Source organism: Labilithrix sp. (genome assembly GCA_019637155.1).
Classification (GTDB): Bacteria; Myxococcota_A; Polyangia; order Polyangiales; family Polyangiaceae; genus Labilithrix.
On record JAHBWE010000001.1, the window covers coordinates 539100 to 554834 of the forward strand.

13 protein-coding genes are annotated in these 15735 nt (G+C 69.5%); 9 read left to right on the forward strand and 4 right to left on the reverse strand.

The window, feature by feature from the left end:
- Nucleotide 1 precedes the first annotated feature (1 nt).
- Nucleotides 2–2707, forward strand: coding sequence for a serine/threonine protein kinase (locus KF837_02360; GenBank protein ID MBX3226121.1), 2706 nt, complete (start codon nt 2–4; stop codon nt 2705–2707).
- Between the two features lie 210 nt (nt 2708–2917).
- Nucleotides 2918–3520 (forward strand): hypothetical protein, encoded by a 603-nt coding sequence (locus KF837_02365; protein MBX3226122.1) that lies wholly within the window; start codon nt 2918–2920, stop codon nt 3518–3520.
- Between the two features lie 1053 nt (nt 3521–4573).
- Here the strand turns inward: KF837_02365 and KF837_02370 are convergent.
- Nucleotides 4574–5347: a response regulator transcription factor gene (locus KF837_02370; GenBank protein MBX3226123.1), complete on the reverse strand. Its 774-nt coding sequence runs from the start codon at nt 5345–5347 to the stop codon at nt 4574–4576.
- 116 nt (nt 5348–5463) lie between these two features.
- On the opposite strand from KF837_02370, the gene KF837_02375 reads away from it, so the two are divergent.
- From KF837_02375 to KF837_02395, 5 genes are all read left to right on the forward strand, one after another.
- On the forward strand, nt 5464–5724 hold the full coding sequence (locus tag KF837_02375) for a helix-turn-helix transcriptional regulator (GenBank protein MBX3226124.1): 261 nt from the start codon (nt 5464–5466) through the stop codon (nt 5722–5724).
- Between the two features lie 220 nt (nt 5725–5944).
- Nucleotides 5945–6247 carry a hypothetical protein gene (locus tag KF837_02380; protein ID MBX3226125.1) on the forward strand — a complete coding sequence of 101 codons (303 nt, stop codon included), beginning with the start codon at nt 5945–5947 and terminating at the stop codon, nt 6245–6247.
- A gap of 68 nt (nt 6248–6315) precedes the next feature.
- Nucleotides 6316–6552, forward strand: coding sequence for a Uma2 family endonuclease (locus tag KF837_02385; GenBank protein ID MBX3226126.1), 237 nt, complete (start codon nt 6316–6318; stop codon nt 6550–6552).
- 16 nt (nt 6553–6568) lie between these two features.
- Nucleotides 6569–9904, forward strand: coding sequence for a carbamoyl-phosphate synthase large subunit (carB, locus tag KF837_02390; protein MBX3226127.1), 3336 nt, complete (start codon nt 6569–6571; stop codon nt 9902–9904).
- Nucleotides 9905–9906: 2 nt separating this feature from the next.
- On the forward strand, nt 9907–10221 hold the full coding sequence (locus tag KF837_02395; GenBank protein ID MBX3226128.1) for a hypothetical protein: 315 nt from the start codon (nt 9907–9909) through the stop codon (nt 10219–10221).
- A 12-nt stretch (nt 10222–10233) separates the two neighbouring features.
- On the opposite strand, the gene KF837_02400 is transcribed toward KF837_02395, so the two are convergent.
- The 3 genes from KF837_02400 to KF837_02410 all read right to left on the reverse strand — a co-directional run bounded on the left by KF837_02400 (nt 10234) and on the right by KF837_02410 (nt 11850).
- Entirely contained in the window at nt 10234–10824 is a 591-nt protein-coding gene (locus tag KF837_02400) for a TetR/AcrR family transcriptional regulator (GenBank protein MBX3226129.1), read from the reverse strand.
- Between the two features lie 79 nt (nt 10825–10903).
- Complete coding sequence (locus KF837_02405; GenBank protein ID MBX3226130.1) at nt 10904–11329, reverse strand: hypothetical protein; 426 nt, start codon at nt 11327–11329, stop codon at nt 10904–10906.
- 122 nt (nt 11330–11451) lie between these two features.
- Nucleotides 11452–11850 (reverse strand): hypothetical protein, encoded by a 399-nt coding sequence (locus KF837_02410; GenBank protein MBX3226131.1) that lies wholly within the window; start codon nt 11848–11850, stop codon nt 11452–11454.
- Between the two features lie 42 nt (nt 11851–11892).
- Here KF837_02410 and KF837_02415 point away from each other — a divergent pair, with 42 nt between their 5' ends.
- Both KF837_02415 and KF837_02420 read left to right on the forward strand, forming a co-directional pair.
- Complete coding sequence (locus tag KF837_02415; protein ID MBX3226132.1) at nt 11893–14667, forward strand: DEAD/DEAH box helicase; 2775 nt, start codon at nt 11893–11895, stop codon at nt 14665–14667.
- A gap of 12 nt (nt 14668–14679) precedes the next feature.
- Nucleotides 14680–15696, forward strand: coding sequence for an SWIM zinc finger family protein (locus KF837_02420; protein MBX3226133.1), 1017 nt, complete (start codon nt 14680–14682; stop codon nt 15694–15696).
- Nucleotides 15697–15735: the final 39 nt, after the last annotated feature.

Consider the following 15735-nt stretch of genomic DNA (forward strand, 5'->3'; position numbering starts at 1 on the left):
CATGAGCGAAGCCCTCGCCGACAAGAACGCCGCCGCCGACGCAGGTGGTCTCAGCTCCGGCATCGTGAGCATCCCGCTGCCGCGCATCTTCGGACGGCTCTTGCTCCTGAAGCTCCTCGCCCGCGGCGGCATGGGCGACGTCTACCTCGCGGCGACGACCGGCATCGAGGGCGCCGAGCGTCCCATCGTCGTGAAGACGGTCCGCCGCGATCACATCCACGACGGCTCGTTCCTCGCGCGTTTTCTCGACGAGGCCCGCGTCCAGTCGCAGCTCAACCACCCGGGTGTCGCGCAGATCCTCGAGGCCTCGACCGACGAAAACGGTGAACCTTACACCATCGTCGAATACGTGGAAGGACGCTCGCTCGCTGACGTCCGCCACCGCGCGGTGCAGGTCGGCGTGCGCGTCGGCTGGCCGGAGGCGGTCGCGATCGCGATCGAGATGGGCCAGGCCCTCGCCCACGTCCACGAGCGCGCCGGCTCCGACGGCACGCCGCTCGGGATCGTGCACCGCGACCTCTCCCCCCAGAACGTGATGGTCGGGTACGCGGGCGAGCTGAAGCTCATCGACTTCGGCACCGCGCGCGGCCACAACCGCCGCTGCCACACCGTCGCCGGCGTCGTCTTCGCGAAGCCGGGCTACGTCGCGCCCGAGGTCGCGCGGCAGCAGGTCGGCGACGGTCGCATCGACGTCTACGCGATGGGCGTGATGCTCTGGGAGCTCTGCGCGGGCAAGCGCCTCTTGAACGGCGACGCGCAGAAGCACCTCGAGGAGGTCGCGGCCGGCAAGTTCGAGGTGCCGCTCCTCGCCGAGACGCGCGGCATCCCCGCCGAGCTCGACGCGATCATCCAGAAGCTCTGCAAGAACGATCCCGACGACCGCTACGCGAGCGCGCAGCAGGCGGCGGTCGATCTCGCGCGCGTGCTCTCGCTCGCGCCGGCGGTGAAGGCGGGCGAGCGCGGCGTGCGCACGCGCATCTCGCTCCTCATGCGGCAGCTCTGGCCGCACGAGCCGGCCCGCCTCCGCGCCGAGTTCGCGAAGCTCCTCAAGCAGGCGCGCGGCCTCCGCAAGGAGCCGGAGACGCCGCCGTCGGAGCGGTCGCTCCAGCTCGCGGTCGCGCTCGAGAAGTCGGCCGACCCCGACGCGCTCCCCGGCACGCCGTACCGCCTCGGGAAGAAGATCGGCGAGGGCTCGAGCGGCGAGGTCTACGAGGCGGAGCACACCGAGCTCGGTCGCAAGTACGCGGTGAAGGTCCTCTCCAGCGCGCACTCCTCCGCCGTCGACGCGGTGGATCGGTTCCGCCGCGAGGCGCGCGCGATCGCGTCGCTCTCGCATCCGAACCTCGTGCGCCTCCACGACTTCGGCAAGTCGCTCGACGGCCGCGTCTTCCTCGTGATGGAGCTCCTCGACGGCAAGACGCTCGACGCGTACGCCGACGAGGCGCGCCTCGACTGGCGCGAGGCCGCGCAGTTCGGCGTCCAGGCTACGCTCGCGCTCGAGGCCGCGCACGCGGCGGGCCTCGTGCATCGGGACCTCAAGCCTCACAACCTGTTCCTCACGTCGAGCGGCGAGCTGAAGCTCCTCGACTTCGGCGTCGCGATGGCGCTCGCGGACACGACCACCGCCGAGAAGCGGCAGAAGGGCTTCGCGGTCTTCGGGACGCCCGAGTACATGGCGCCGGAGCAGGTCGCGGGCGAGCTCGTCGACGCGCGTTGCGACATCTACGCGCTCGGCTGTGTGCTCTACGAGCTCGTCACCGGCTCGCGTCCGTTCGAGGGCTCCTCCGTCGTCGTGATGGGCAAGCAGCTCCGCGAGACGCCGGAGCGGCCGCGCGTGCGCTCCGCCGCGGTGCCGCTCGAGATCGACGCCGTCATCATGAAGGCGCTCTCGAAGTCGAAGGAGGATCGCTACTCCTCGGCGAAGGAGATGCGCGAGGCGCTCGAGAAGGCGCTCTCCGCGCCGGCGAAGCGCCTCGGCCGCGCGAAGCGGTTCGCGAGCTTCTCCGCCGTCGTCGCGCTCTCGGCGGTCGGCACCTTCTTCTTCCGCGACCGGCTCGAGGCCACCGCGCAGCACCTGCTCGAGAAGCCGCAGCCCGTCTCCGTCACGACGACTCTCGCCGCGGTCGAGCCCGCGCCTCCGCCGCCCGCGCCTCCGGCGCCCGAGCCTGAGCCCGCGCCCGCGCCCGCGCCCGCGCCCGAGGTCGAAGCGCCGAAGCCGCAGGTCGCGGTCGCGGTCGCGCCGCCGAAGGAGGATCTCTCGGACGTCCCGGTGCCGGAGGAGCGGAAGCCGTCGTCGCTCCTGCGCCGTGCGTCGGCGCATCACGAGAGCGCGGAGGTCCGCACGAAGCTCACCGAGGCGCGGGGGCGCGCGAAGGAGAACCCGAGCGACGTGAAGGCGCTCCGCACGTGGGCGATGGCCGCGCTCTCGGCGGGCGAGACGCGAGAGGCGCGTCGCGCGGCGGAGGCGTGGGCGGTGCACGAGCCCGGCCCGGAGCCGCGCCTCGTCCTCGCGGCCGCGTTCGAGGCGGCGCACCGTCACCGCGAAGCGCGCGCCGTCCTCGAGGAGTGGCTCACGAACCACCCCGACACGCCGGAGGCACGCAAGATGCTCCAACGCCTCGGCGGCGACGCCCCCGCCGTGAAGCCCCGCCGCGGCGGCGCCACCCGCCCGAGCGGCAACGCCACCCTCGAAGCCGAGACGCTGTAGCGGTTGGAGCTCCGGGCGTCTCGACGTCAGGGTTGACGATCCGAGTCGCTCGGCCCTCGCGCTTTACGTTTCGTTACCTCGGCGGCGGGAAGGCATCGCGAGGCTCCAGGTTGGGCTCGCATGGAGACACGATCTCTGCTCGTCACTGGCTGCGTGCTCGCGATCGCATCGTGCGACGGACGGGGGGAGCCCCGTTCACGTGAGGACTCCTTGGACACGTCGTCGTTGGAGCCATCCCGCGACCGCGCCGACGCGGGCGTTCCCGGCGCGGGGTGCTCCCGCGCCGACGACGGCGACCGCGATGCATCGACGGACACGAGCGGCGACGGCGGCGACGGCGACGGCGACGACGACGGCGACGACGCTTCGGCCGATGCGGGCGACGACGCTTCGGCCGACGCGGGCGCGGGCGACTGCGACGCGCCTGACGCGGGCGATGGAGGCGACGACACGCCGCCGTTCGACTGCGAAATGGCCATCGAGGTTGGTCGGCTTTCGCCGGCGACCTGCGCCGTCGTCGATCCCGTGAGCCATCGCGTCGGCCGCCTGCGCTGGGTGTGCGGCGGCGGACCGGCGCGTCTCGGGCTGGGCGATCTCGTGCTCGACGGATCCGTGAACGACGACGTCCTCGAGCTGTCCGCGTGCCGAGAAGATCCGGTGAGCTGGCTCGACGGCCACTACGAGCTCGTGAGCATCTCCGCGGATCTCCGCGTCGAGCGCGGATCGCTGTCGTTCTCGCGCGCCACGGGGCTGTCTTGCGCCCGCGCCTTCAATGACTGCAACGCGACCGCCAGCGTCACGCTCTACCCATAGCGAAGGCGAGCGCGGGACTTGGGCGTCGCTGCCGACGTGGTCACCTGTCCTCCTCGAACGCCTCCAGCAATGACTCGATCGCGGTTCCAGTCTGCGTTCTCGGTGTCGCGTCGGCGATGGCGATGCTTTCCTTCTCTGTTGGTCGCAGCGCGAGCGGGCGCGGCTCTGGGATGAGTCGTACTACGACGAGAAGCTCGAGCTCGCGGAGCGGCCGGAGGCTCGCCGCTCGTCGCGGGAGCCGAACGACTCGGTCGCCCTGGTCAATTGGGGCAATCGTCCTTGGAGCGGACCCACCCGCCCTCCCTCACGTTCGTCGGCCAGTTTCCAGGACAGGACGATCCGTCCGTCGGCCCTGACGCGTTCCCCGGTCGGCAGATATCGGTGGTGCCTCTCGGGGACCGACAGAATCCGCAATCCGGACGCTCGAGGCACTTCCAGCAATCGTCCATGTCCTGACAGGTCAGGACCGTGCACTTTCCGTCGACGCAGGCTCCGTACGGGGCGGCTTGACACGTGTTGCCGCAGCTCCCGCAGTTGTTCGGATCGGTCGCTCCGTTCAAGCATGTTCCATTGCATTCGATGCTTCCGAGCTCCTGACAGGTACCTCTGCACATGACCCCTGCCTGCTTCCGCGTCTTGCAGCACAGGTCGACGCAGCTCGGCGTCCCGCACGACAATTGACACTCCGGGTCACATTCATTGGTCGAACGCGTGCATGACGCCCCTTGCGTACCTCCAGTCGACGCGCCGTCGGCTTGGACCGATCCGTCCAGCGCGTCGAGCGAAACGCACTGACCGCTGGAGCAGACTCGATCGCCCTTGCAATCCACGTCGCGCACGCACCCTTGTTCATGGTTCTCGCTCGAGGTGCAGCCTGCTGCCAACGTACCGACGAGCGACCCTGCGAGGACGACGACCGGGACGATACGGAGTGACACTTCGAGCGCCATGTCGCGACGATATGGTCTCGGTCGGAAAAGGCCATGGTCATTCTCCGTGCGTCATGTGAAGTGGGTTCACACCGTGGTGATTGCGATTCACCGGCGCGCGGCTCTACAGATCGTCGCGTGAGCTCGAGTCGCCCCCCGACCGTAAGCGCTCGAGGAGCGCCTCGCGCGTAGAGACGCCATGACGCTTCATGCTGTTCGAGATGTGCTTGCGAGCTGCGTCGAACGAGATACCGATCGCCTGGGCGAGCTCTTTCGTCTCGAGCCCGAGCGAGAGGAGCTCGACGCAACGAGTTTCGATCGACTCGTGGCCCGGCTGGAGGACGAGCGCGAGCTCCCGTTCCGACCGCCGGTGGGCGATGCGGTGGCTGTCGAGCGCGACGCTGAGCTGTGCCGCGGCCGCGCCCAGCAAGCGCCTCTCGCGAGGCGAGAAGTAGCGGCGCTCGCGGTAGCCGGCGGCGACGGCGAGCGAGGTTCCGAAGAGCGGCCCCGTGAAGAGTACAGCGACGTCCCGCAGGCCCGAGGACTCGAGGATCTCGCGCAACCTCGCGTAGCAGCTGAAGTCGCTGAACGTCATCACTGGCGCGTGGCTCGCGAAATTGCGGCGCATCTGGTTGTCCGCACGGCTGAAGGTGACCAGCTCGTCGACGATCCCGAAGAGGCTATCGGGCATGCCGCGCGCGCAGGGAACGATACGCAGATCGCTCGAAGACGCGCGGCTCGCCGTCGCGATCGCGGCGATGATGCCCATGTCGGGCCTCAGGATCGGTTCCGCGGCACCGACGATCCCCTCGAGCCATTCGCCCTCGCTCCGGCCGACCTGCCACGCCTCGCTCAGCAAGCGAAGGACGTCGTCTTCGAGCTCGGAGCCGTCGGCCATTCGTCCTCGTCCGGTCTCGCGAACCGGTACTGCCGCGAGCACCGTGAGCACTCTATTCGCCGCACCCTTGGCGCGCCAGGCGGATCGAGTGGGGCTTCTCGGAGAAAGGGGGAGGCGTGAACGTCCTCACTCGACGCGTCGAAATGGATGGCATGGAGTTCATGGTGATCGAGTGGTCTGTGAACGACGATCGAGCGCTCACGGCGGCGGAGCGGGACGTGGCCAGGCTCGTCGCGAGAGGCGCGACGAACGCGGAGATCGCGCGTGCGCGCGGGACGTCTGCGCGGACGGTAGCGAACCAGGTCCAGTCGATCATGCGCAAGCTCGAGGTCGCTTCGCGCGTCGGCCTCGCGGCGGCGATCTCCGGGAGGCGATGAGCCGCCAGCGCACGCGTCGCGCGCGGGGCGACCTCGTGGCGTACGCCGGCGCGCCCCGCGAGAGGACCGACGGCGCGCTCCTCCAACGCGATCAGAGCGCAGCGAACTTGGAGAAGGCGCTCGCGGCGGCGGTCGTCCTGCGCGCGGAGGCGCATCGCGCTGCGGCGTCCGTCGGCAGTGAGGCCGTGCTCGAGGCGTGGCGCGGCCTCGTGGACGGGCGATGGTCCATCGTCGAGGGGGTCGAGCTCGACGCCAAGCGCTTCCTCGTCGTGCGTCGCAACGAGATCGACATCGGCGCGAGTCGCGGCCGTCGTGCACACGAGCGCTCACCGACCTGGAGCGTCGGATCTGCGCGACGACAGCCGCGGGACACTCGCAGAAGCTCATCGCCTACCAGCTCGGGATTCATATCTCGGTTGTCGCCCGCGGGCTCGGGAGCGCCCTGACCAAGCTCGGCGCCCGGTCGCCGGCCGTCCTCGCGCGCTGGTTCGCGTGGCTGCCCACCGAGCTCGCGGTCCCTTGAGCGCGCCCGAGCGGCAACGCGACCCTCGAAGCCGAGACGCTGCAGCGCTACGCTTCGCGGTGTGACCGCTGAAGGTTCACGACAAGAAGGGCCGAGTCGTCGGTGAGGCGGTGACGAATCCGATCCTCCTCCTGGAGGTGCTCTCCCCGTCGACGGAGGACTACGACCGCGGCGAGAAGTTCGCGCACTACATGCGCCTCCCGGTGACAGCGTCACGTTGTGCGGCGCGCTCTTCCTCGTCGACGACCTCTACGCGGCCTGAGCGCGGCGTGCTGACCCTTGGAGCCCGCGCGCGCTCCTGCTAGAGCCGGTCCAACGCACGTGCCGCGACGCCAAGACATCGAGAAGATCCTCGTCATCGGCGCCGGGCCGATCATCATCGGCCAGGCTTGCGAGTTCGACTATTCCGGGACGCAGGGCGCGAAGGCGCTGAAGGAAGAGGGCTACCAGGTCGTCCTCGTGAACTCGAACCCGGCGACGATCATGACCGATCCCGGCATGGCCGATCGCACCTACGTCGAGCCGCTCGAGTGGCGCACGCTCGAGGCGATCATCGAGCGCGAGAAGCCGAACGCGGTCCTCCCCACCCTCGGCGGGCAGACCGCGCTGAACCTCGCCCTCGCGCTCGAAGAGAAAGGCGTGCTGAAGAAGCACGGCGTCGAGATGCTCGGCGCGCGCCCCGAGTCGATCGCGAAGGCGGAGGACCGCGCGCTCTTCAAGGCCGCGATGGAGAAGATCGGGCTCACCTGCCCGAAGGCCGGCGTCGCGCACTCCGTCGAAGAGGCGTGGGCGATCGTGAAGGACACCGGGTTCCCCGCCATCCTGCGGCCCTCCTTCACGATGGGCGGCTCCGGCGGCGGCATCGCGAAGGACGACTCCGAGTTCGAGGCGAAGGTCGCCTGGGCGCTCGCGCAATCGCCGACGCGCGAGGTCCTCATCGAGGAGAGCGTCCTCGGCTGGAAGGAGTTCGAGCTCGAGGTCATCCGCGACAAGGCGGACAACTTCATCGTCGTCTGCTCGATCGAGAACATCGATCCGATGGGCGTCCACACCGGCGACTCGATCACGGTCGCGCCCGCGATGACGCTCACCGACAAGGAGTACCAGCGCCTCCGCGACGCGGCGCGCGCGGTCATGACCGAGATCGGGGTCGAGACGGGCGGCTCGAACGTGCAGTTCGCGGTGAACCCGGCCGACGGGAAGTTCCACGTCATCGAGATGAACCCGCGCGTCTCGCGCTCCTCCGCCCTCGCCTCGAAGGCGACCGGCTACCCGATCGCGAAGGTCGCGGCGAAGCTCGCGGTCGGGTACACGCTCGACGAGCTCGAGAACGACATCACGCGCACGAGCGCCGCGTTCGAGCCCGTCATCGACTACGTCGTCGTGAAGTGGCCGCGCTTCGCGTTCGAGAAGTTCCCCGGCGCGGACCCCACCCTCGGAACGCAGATGAAGAGCGTCGGCGAGGCGATGAGCATCGGCCGCACGTTCTGCGAGGCGCTCCAGAAGGCGGCGCGCTCGCTCGAGACCGCGCGCGACGGCCTCGTCTCCCTCGTCGGCCGCGTCGACTACCGCGTGCTCGCCCAGCCGCGGAAGCAGCGCGACCTCGCGATGGAGGCGGCCGAGATCGAGGCGCCGAAGACGCTCCCGCCGCCGTCGCAGGAGGAGCTCCTGAAGGCGCTCCGCACCGTCGTCCCGATCCCGACCGCGGACCGCCTCTTCTACGTCTTCGACGCGATGCGCGCCGGGATCGGGGCGAAGGAGATCCACGACCTCACGAAGATCGACCCCTGGTTCCTCGCGCAGTTCGAGCGCCTCGTCCGCGCGGAGAAGGCGATCGCGGCGGGCGAGCTCGGCCCCGCGCAGATGGCGCGCTACAAGCGGCTCGGCTTCTCCGACGCCCACGTCGCGAAGCTCGCGGGCAAGACCGCGGACGAGGTGCGCGCGTCGCGCAAGGAGACCAAGACCGCGCCGGTCTACGCCCGCGTCGACACCTGCGCGGCGGAGTTCGTCGCGCACACGCCTTATATGTATTCTACATATGAGTCGGAGAGCGAGGCGAAGGCGCACGAGGCGAAGAAGGAGAAGGTCGTCATCCTCGGCGGCGGGCCGAACCGGATCGGGCAGGGCATCGAGTTCGACTACTGCTGCGTCCACGCGGTGCAGGCGATCCGCGAGCTCGGGTACGAGACGGTGATGGTCAACTGCAACCCCGAGACGGTGTCGACCGACTACGACACGTCCGACCGCCTCTACTTCGAGCCGCTCACGCTCGAGGACGTCCTCGCGATCTGCGAGGAGGAGAAGCCGGTCGGCGTCATCGTGCAGTTCGGGGGGCAGACGCCGCTCAAGCTCGCGGTGCCGCTCGAGCGCGCGGGGGTGAAGCTCCTCGGCACCACCGCCGACGCGATCGATCGCGCGGAGGACCGCGGCCGCTTCGACGAGCTCCTCACCAAGCTCGCGCTGAAGCGCCCGCGCTCCGGGATCGCGACCGGCGTCGACGAGGCCTTCGCGATCGCCGATCGGATCGGCTACCCGGTCCTCGTCCGTCCGAGCTACGTCCTCGGCGGCCGCGCGATGATGATCGCGTACTCGCGCGCCGAGCTCGAGAGCTACATCCACCTCGCGGTCGAGGCCGCGCGCGACGCGGGCACGCAGACGATCCTCGTCGACGAGTTCCTGAAGGACGCGATCGAGATCGACGTCGACTGCGTCGCGGACGGCAAGCGCGCCGTCATCGGCGGCGTCATGCAGCACATCGAGGAGGCGGGGGTGCACTCCGGCGACTCCTCCTCCGTCCTCCCGCCGTACTCGCTCTCGCCCGAGATCGTCCTCAGCATCGAGGAGCAGACGCGCATGCTCGCGCTCGAGCTCGGCGTCGTCGGCCTCATGAACGTGCAGTTCGCGGTGAAGGGCGGGGAGATTTACATCCTCGAGGTCAACCCGCGCGCCTCCCGCACGGTGCCGTTCGTGGCGAAGGCGACCGGCCGGCCGCTCGCGAAGATCGCGGCGAAGGTGATGGCGGGCCGCTCGCTCGACGACCTCGGCGTCAGCGACATGGAGGTCCCGCGCCACGTCGCGGTGAAGCACTCGGTCTTCCCGTTCGCGAAGTTCCCGGGCGTGGACACGATCCTCGGCCCCGAGATGCGCTCGACCGGCGAGGTGATGGGCGTCGCCGACACCTTCGCGCGCGCCTTCTTCAAGAGCATGCTCGCCGCGGGCCTCGACGTGCGCCAGCTCGCGAGCGACGAGGCGCTGAAGCGCCGCGCCTTCATCAGCGTGAAGGACGACGACAAGCCCGTCGCGTGCATCATCGCGCGCCGGCTCCGCGCCGCGGGCTACGAGATCGTCGCGACGAACGGCACCGCCGCCGCGCTCCAGCGCGCCCGCATTCCGTGCGCCGCCGTCAACAAGGTCGCGGAGGGCTCGCCGCACATCGTCGACGCCATTCGCGCGGGCACGATCAGCCTCGTGGTGAACACCACGCTCGGGGCGAAGGAGGTGCGGGACAGCTACTCGCTCCGCCGCCAGACGCTGCTCAAGAACATCCCCTACTTCACGTCGATCCCGGCGGCGCTCGCGGCCTGCAACGCGATCGAGGCGGTCCGCGGCGAACAGAAGGTGCGCGTGCGCACATTGCAAGAGTGGGGAGCGGCATAATCATGGGCCGGATCGTCATCGCGTGCTACCGCCCGAAGCCGGGCATGAACGACGCCCTCCGCGCGCTGATGCGCACGCACGTCTCGACCCTGCGCTCGATCGACCTCGTGACCGACCGCGCGCCCATCATGATGGAAGCGAAGGACGGCACGATCATCGAGGTCTTCGAGTGGGCCTCGAGCGAAGCGATCGAGCAAGCGCACGGCCACCCGGTCGTCCTCGCGATGTGGGACGAATACGCGAAGGTCTGCGACTACGTCCCCGCCAGCCAGGTCCCCGAGAGCGCCCAGCTCTTCTCCGAGTTCACCCCGCTCTGAGCGGCGGCGCGTTCACGCGTTTGGTTGGCTCGCTTGGGGGGCGGAGAGGAGCTTCATGAGGCCCTCGGCTGCCTCGGATTGATTCACGGGGTAGCCGAGACTGATGAGCGCAATGGCTCCGTACGCGAGGCCGAGCAGCATGCCGGCGATGGTGTCGGCGGCGATGTCGTCGCGAATGCGTCGTTCGCGTTGTCCTGCGACCACATGCTCTTTCAGCTTGTGCCGCGCGTCCTCGAGCATGCGAACGTAGCCGGTCTGCACGAGCTCGCTGTTCTCGCACGCGGCGAGCGTGTGACGTAGGCGCCAATGTTTCGTTCCGCTCAACAGGCGGTGGTTGCCGGCAATCGCCATCGCGAAGTTCTGGACGACCGCGGCGAGATCGCCGGGGCGGTCGACGTCGACCAATGCGCGCACGATGTCGCTCACCAGTCGATCCACGACTGCCGCGGTCAACGTCTCGCGATCCTTGAAGTACTCGTAGAACGTCGCACGCGCGAAGCCGGCTCGCGTGCACACCGCCCGTATCGTTGGTGTCTCCATGCCGTGCTCCTCCATCAGCTCGAGCGCGGCGGTCACGAAGATCTGGTGCGTGTCGTTCCCCATTCACTTGTCCTACTTGTCCTCGCGCGCCGGCGCTGGCGCGAGGGAGACGCGGCGCGACGAAGTGTATCGCGAACTGCAGCTAGGGGACCGGCGTGCCGCCGCGGGAGGTGCACGCGCTCCTCACGCCTTCGAGCTCGTCAGGGCTGTACTCCGCATACACGGTCCCGCAGAGCGCGAGCTCCGCGACCCCCAACTGACAGCCGTAGTTGTAGCTGCGGTGGTTGGAGCATGGGCTCGTGCTCCACGTGTCGCCGCTGTCCTCACACTTCGATTTGGCGTCAGCGATGGCGTTCGCGGGACCGGCGTACTCTTTACAGTTTGGGCGCTCGGACGGGTCTGCCCCAATGCATGAGCCGCCCACGTCGCTGCAGTCGCCGCTCGCCTTGCTGGATCCGCCGTCGGAGCTCGACGCGTCGGAGCCCTGCCCGCTCGTGCAGGCAACCGCGAAGAGCGAGCCCGATAGGGATGCAGTGAGGACGAGCGCGCGGAGCGAGGAGCTGATCATTGTCCTCAGCGTAGAAAAGCGCCGCTCGCTCGCAACGTAATCGGGAGCCCGATAGACAAACATGGCCAGAGTGTCCGGCTCACTTGCACGCGGCGGCCGACGCTCGAGGGGATCGCGCTGGATCACTCCCCGATCTCCGCGCCTCGAAGCTCACGTAAATCCTCTCGCGCTCCGAGCCACGTGACCTCGTCGATCTCCTCTTCCTGGACCGCGCCGGGTTCGCACCTGAGGCCGATCTCCCGTTGGTCCTTCAAAAGGACGGCGGCGTCGATCCGGGAGTCCTCGCTTGGCTCCTGAACCAGTTCCCCATCGACCCACTGCCCGTCATGCTCGTTCCGCTCACGCGCGACGATCTCGCGGCGTTCCGCAGCTCGCTGCGCGAGCGATTCCGTAGAGCGACGCTGCCTGAGTAGCCGCCGAAGCTTCCCACCGATTCTCCTCGATCGATCCACGGCCTCTCCACGACGCATCCGCAAGGAGCTCACGGCGCGTTCGAAAACGGAGCCCGCCGCGCGCTTCACGCGTGCTGGTACCGCGCGGCGTGATAAGGAGCGGACTGCGTGATGAGGAGCGTCGATCTGCTCACGCCGAAGCCGTTCGACGCGGCGGCTCGCTGCACGATCGCGCTGTCGCCGCACGGCGTGGTCCATCTCGCGCCGGCGAACGGCGCAAGTGGCGAGCTCGACGGAGCCATCGACGGCGTGGTCGCCGCGCGTATCGAGCGTGCGTTCGCCGGCGGGCCGGCGGACGGTCTCTTCCACCTCGGGGCGGTCGAGGTGGACACCGCGCTGTCGCCGCCGTTTGCCTTTTTTCGCGAGCTCGCGCGCGACTTCGTGACCGCGCTCGCCGCGGAGCCCGACCTCGACGAGGGCGAACGCGCCGCGACGATCGAGCTAACGCCGAAGCGTGAGCGGCTCGAGGAGCTCGCGCGCCGCGCGCCGCCGATGCGCGGGGCGGAGTACGTGAGCGCGGAGCTCCTCGAGTCCTTGTGGCTCGATACGCAGACGGCGTTCCGCCGCGACGTCGCGCGATGGGGCGGGAGCGTCGCGGCGTACCTGCAGAGCAAGAACCCGCTCTGGAACCTCGTCGGGCGCGTCTACTTCCACCTCGCCGAGAACAAGAACAGCACGGAGACGCCCTTCGCGTTCCTCGCCACGTACACGACGCGTGTGTCGGCCGACGCGAAGCCGCAGCATCGGCCGCTCGGCCGCGCGGTGGAGGAGTCGGCCGGAGCGCGGGACAAGAAGGCGCTCCTCGCGCTCCTCCTCCCCGTCCAGCGCGCGAGCGAGAAGAGCGCGCTCGTCCGCGCGATGGTCGAGGCGGGCGAGATCTACCATCCTCTCGCGTGGACCGCGGCGGAGGCGCACGCCTTCCTCCGCGAGGTGCCCGCGCTCGAGGAGAGCGGCGTCGTCGTGCGCGTCCCGAACTGGTGGAGCGCGCGGCGGCCTCCCCGCGTCGAGGTCCGCGTCACGCTTGGTACGAAGAAGCCGCCCGTCCTCGGCGCCGACGCGCTCCTCGATTTCTCGGCGAACGCGGCGCTCGGCGACGAGCGGCTCACCGCCGCCGAGCTCCGCGCGATCCTGAAGGGAACGAGCGGCCTCCGGCTCGTCAAGGGCCGCTGGGTGGAGATCGATCGCGAGCGGCTTCAGGCCGTGCTCGATCACTGGAAGCAAGCGGAGAAGAGCGCGCGCGACGGGCTCTCCTTCCTCGAAGGGATGCGACTCCTCGCGGGCGCGGGCGCGGGCGCGGGCGCAGGCGCGGACCCCGATCGAAGCGACGACGGGAGGGCAGAGTGGTCGCGGATCGAGGCCGGCCCGTGGCTCGCCTCCGTCCTCGACGGCTTGCGCTCGCCGGAGGCGCTCGCGGCGGCCGAGCCCGGAGCGCTCCTCCACGCCGAGCTCCGTCCCTATCAACGCACCGGCTTGAAGTGGCTCTTCTGGCTTCAGTCGCTCGGCCTCGGCGGCTGCCTCGCCGACGACATGGGGCTCGGCAAGACGATCCAGGTGCTCGCCCTCCTCCTCTTGCTCGCGAAGGAAGCGAAGGAGAAGAAGCGGCCGCCGAGCCTCCTCGTCGTGCCGGCCTCGCTCGTGGGCAACTGGGTCGCGGAGGCCGCGCGCTTCGCGCCGAGCCTCGCCCTCCGCGTGTGGCACCCGTCGGTCATGACCGCGCTCGAGCTCGCCGACGGCGCGGCGGTGCCGGTCGATCGCGGCGGCGTGGAGCTCACGACGTACGGGACGCTCCAGCGGTCGCCGTGGATGCGCGAGCGCGAGTGGGACCTCGTCGTCCTCGACGAGGCGCAGGCGATCAAGAACCCGGGGGCGAAGCAGACGCGCGCGGTCAAGGCGCTCCGCTCGCGCGCGCGCCTCGCGCTCACGGGGACACCCGTCGAGAACAGCCTCGGCGACCTCTGGTCGCTCTTCGATTTCCTCTCGCCGGGGCTCCTCGGCGACGCGAAGGATTTTGGCCGCTTGACGAAGGAGCTCGCGAAGCGTGAGCAGTCTTATGCGCCGTTGCGAGACCTCGTGCGCCCGTACATCCTTCGCCGCTTGAAGTCGGACAAGCGCGTCATCTCCGATCTCCCGGACAAGACCGAGCTCCAGACGTTCTGTCACCTGACGAAGATGCAGGCGGCGCTCTACGCCGAGGCCGTCGACGCGCTCGGGAAGAAGCTCGAACGGGTGGACGGCATCGAGCGGCGCGGTGCCATCCTCGCTGCGCTCACGAGCTTCAAGCAGATCTGCAATCATCCTTCGCACTGGCTCGGCGACGGCGCGTTCGATCCTGCCGCGAGCGGAAAGCTCGTGCGCCTCCGCGAGCTGTGCGAGCCGCTCGCGGCGAGGCAGGACAAGGTCCTCGTCTTCACGCAGTTCCGCGAGATGACGGCGCCGCTCGCGCGCTTCCTCGCCCAGGTCTTCGGCCGAGAGGGCCTCGTCCTTCACGGCGGGACGCCGGTGAAGGACCGGAAGAAGCTCGTCGACGCGTTCCAGTCGGAGCTCGGCCCGCCGTTCTTCGTCCTCTCGCTCAAGGCCGGCGGCACGGGCCTGAACCTCACCGCCGCTTCGCACGTCGTTCATTTCGATCGATGGTGGAACCCAGCCGTGGAGGACCAGGCCACCGATCGCGCGTACCGGATCGGGCAGAAGAAGAACGTCCTCGTTCACAAGCTCGTGTGCCGGGGTACGGTCGAGGAGCGGATCGACGCGCTCGTGGCGTCGAAGCGGACGCTCTCGACGGAGGTGCTCGCGGGCGGGAACGAGGTCCTCTTGACCGAGATGTCGAACGAGGCGCTGATGCGCATCGTCTCGCTCGACCTCGCGAAGGCGACCGCAGAGGCATAGACGGAGTAGGTCATGGCACGAGGTTGGTACGGATCGAGCTGGCGTCCTTACGTCCCCGTCGCCAAGCGTCGCGTGGAAGCGAACAAGGAGATCGCGCACCTTCGCAAGCAGGGCCGCGTCGTCACGCCGATCGCGATCGAGGGTACCAAGATCGCCGCGACGTTCTGGGGCAAGGCCTGGTGCACGAACCTCGAGTCGTACAGCGACTACGAGAGTCGCCTGCCGCGCGGCCGCAGCTACGTCCGCAACGGCTCCGTCCTCCACCTCGAGGTCCTCGAAGGTAAGGTCGAGGCGATCGTCCGCGGGAGCGACACGTACACCGTGACGATCGCGATCAAGACGCTCCCGAAGGCGCGCTGGAGGTCCGTCGTCGAGCGCTGCTCGGGGCAGGTGGGGTCCCTCGTCGAGCTCCTTCGCGGAAAGATGCCACGCGAGGTGATGGAGGCGGTGTGCTGCCGCGAGCGCGGTCTCTTCCCGAGCCCGCAGGAGATCCGCCTTACGTGCTCGTGCCCCGACTGGGCCACGATGTGCAAGCACGTCGCCGCCGTGATGTACGGCGTCGGCGCCCGCCTCGACGTGCAGCCGGATCTCCTCTTTCGTCTTCGCGCGGTGGATCCCTCCGAGCTCCTCTCGACCGCCGCCGTCGCGCGCGCCGCGGCGGCGCCGAGCGCGCAGGGACGCACGCTCGACGCCACGAGCCTGGGCGACGTCTTCGGCATCGACATGGACGAAGGCGGGACCGAGCTCGCAACGAGGAGCGCAGGCGGACGCCGGCGTCGAAAGGTCGTCGCGAGTCCCGTCGCCGCGGAGCCGGCGGAGCCGACGCTGCCGCGCACGATGACCGCGCGGATCACGCTCGCCGAGCTCGCGAACGCGGGCGTGACGATGGGCGAGCTCGCCGACCTCGTGCGAGTCGGAACGCTCGCGCCGGCAGCGACGGAGGGCACGTACCGTACGACTCCGGACCAGCGAGCGACGCTCATCGGTGCCCCGCGCCGCCGCGCCCGCCGGAAAACGAGCGCCGGGTAAAGACGGCTCTTTGCAAGCTGCGCTTGCAAGGGCCGTCTT